The sequence below is a fragment of the Caproicibacter fermentans genome (genome assembly GCF_009746625.1).
Classification (GTDB): domain Bacteria; phylum Bacillota; class Clostridia; order Oscillospirales; family Acutalibacteraceae; genus Caproicibacter; species Caproicibacter fermentans.
In genome coordinates this window covers 1-2168 of the sequence record NZ_VWXL01000101.1, presented here as the reverse complement: position 1 = coordinate 2168, position 2168 = coordinate 1, and the positions used below count along the sequence as shown (strand labels likewise).

General features: G+C 55.4%; 2 protein-coding genes. Both read right to left on the bottom strand.

The features are described 5' to 3' along the window. Positions 1 to 74 precede the first annotated feature (74 nt). Positions 75 to 848 (bottom strand): IS21-like element helper ATPase IstB, encoded by a 774-nt coding sequence (istB, locus tag CAFE_RS17490; protein ID WP_407926851.1) that lies wholly within the window; start codon positions 846 to 848, stop codon positions 75 to 77. 1 nt (position 849) lies between these two features. Next, positions 850 to 2067 carry an IS21 family transposase gene (istA, locus tag CAFE_RS17485; RefSeq protein ID WP_066649272.1) on the bottom strand — a complete coding sequence of 406 codons (1218 nt, stop codon included), beginning with the start codon at positions 2065 to 2067 and terminating at the stop codon, positions 850 to 852. Positions 2068 to 2168 lie beyond the last annotated feature (101 nt).

Sequence of the window (2168 nt, the reverse complement as noted above, 5' to 3'; positions counted from 1 at the left end):
TGTCAACGCCGGAACTTTTTTGACCCAAAACGCCGGTCGGAAATGACCCATATCGCCGGTTACATGAGCGCCAGTCACAGTACCGCCGGAATGTCCACCGGCGGTACTGTCTGAACGCCAGCTTTGAGCCGATCTTTCAGCCGGTAGGTCTGCCCGCGGATATTGATCACGTGAGCATGATGCAACAGTCTGTCGAGCAGGGCCGTGGCAATGACGGTGTCGCTAAGCAGCTCACCCCAGTCGCTGAAATACTTGTTGCTGGTCAGGATGATGCTGCCATGCTCGTACCGTTCGGATACCAGCCGAAAGAAAAGCTCAGCCTCCTGGCGGTTTAGCTGCATGTACCCAACCTCGTCAATCACGAGGATAGCCGGACGCAGATAGACCCGCCAGCGCCTCTCGAGTCGGTTCTGCTCCAATGCGCGCTTGAGATCCTCAATGAGGCGCGCCAGACTGGTGTAGTAAACCGTAAGACCGGCTTTCAGAGCTTTCATGGAGATGCCGACCGCCAAATGGGTTTTGCCGACGCCAGGCGGCCCCAGTAGGATAATATTCTCGGCGCGGGCAGCGAAAGCCAAAGTGGCCAGTTCGTCGATCTGCCGTTTGTCGATGGAAGGCTGAAAACTGAAGTCGAATTCCTCCAGACTTTTTCGGTGCGGGAGACGTGCCAGCTTTATCCGCATTTTCTCTCCCTTCCGGTCGCGCTCCTGCTGCTCGGAGGTCAAAAGCTCGTCCAAAAACTGAGCATAGGTGTGTTCTGCATGCAGCGACCGTTCCATCTGTGAATCCAACAGCGTCGCAGCGGTTTCAAGTCCCATGTTGCTGAGCAATTCCCGGGCGTGCTCCAGTTCAACCATGGGAAACACCTCCCAGCAGCTGATCATAAATGCTTAGCTTGCGTACTTCCACGGTGCCATTCTGCTTGATGGCGCACGGAAAAGACGTGGGAATGCCGTTTCTCTCCGCGAGACCATTGTACTGCCCCTGCAGGAAAACAACGTTGCCAGAACGGTACTGCGCTTTGTGCTTTGCCAGCAGCACCTCCCCGCAGTAGATTTCCAGATAACCGGCGCACAACCGGACACGAACTTCCTTGCCACTGTACTGCCATGGCACGCCGTAACGGACACCGTCGAAACTGACCATCCCGTCGCGGGTCACGATCCGTGTCTCCCAACGGTATTTGTCCAAGGTCTCCTGCGGCGGAAGCTCCCGTAAGTCCTCCTTTTCCAACTCCTGCATCGGGATTTTACCGGTTGTGTGATGGACTTTTTCGTCGGCCTGCCGGCACCAGCAAAGCGCCTGACGGTTCAGGTCTTCCAGATTCTCAAACTGTCTGCCGGGCAAAAAGTTGTCTTTCACATACCGCACGAGACGTTCCACTTTGCCTTTGGTCTGCGGAGAACGGATGCGGCACACCTTCGGCACGAACCCCAACTCAGTGGCGAAATCCGCGAAACGCGTGTTCCAAATGGGCTTCCCGGCTTCCCGCCCCGTCACGACGGTTTTCATGTTGTCGGTAAGCACATTCTCCGGCATGCCGCCGAAGTATGAGAATGCGTTGACGATGCACCTCTCCAGACTGCTCAGGTCGCACCGGCTGGTGAATTCCGCGTATTTCACGCGGGATTTCCCCAGAATCATCACGAACACCGGCACCTTGTGAAGTATTCCGCTGCTGTCCGTGTAATGACAAATACCCCAATCCATCTGTGCCTGCTTTCCCGCCGGCGTTTCATAGCGCCGTACGGCAGGCAGTGCTTTTGCTGGACGGTACGGATGCACATACTCTTTGAGAATGGTAATCCCGCCATCGTAACCGGCTGCCTGCAACCGTTCCAGCAGAACCACGCAGTTAAAGATGCCCTGATCCATGAACTCGTGAAGCTGCGGTTTGTACGCATCCAACTTGGAAAAACGGTTTGTCTCCGGCGGTGAGCTTTCCTTACGCTCTATGTACTTGCGGGCGGTGTTCTTGGATATCCCGAGCTCCTTACCGATGGCGTAGGCGCTTTTCCCGCCCTGTGCTTTTTCCCGTATCATGTGTATCATTCCACTCCTTAACATCCGGCCTACCTCCATGGCGTTTCTTTATGCCATGGTAGCCGTTATTCTTGAGTGGGTCAATTCCGCCGGCGATCTCGGTCAATTATACTCCGGCGATAACA

Bases quoted from the DNA above. Each gene is read 5' to 3' on its own strand.
- istA (WP_066649272.1), bottom strand. From the start codon at position 2,067: ATGTTAAGGAGTGGAATGATACACATGATACGGGAAAAAGCACAGGGC.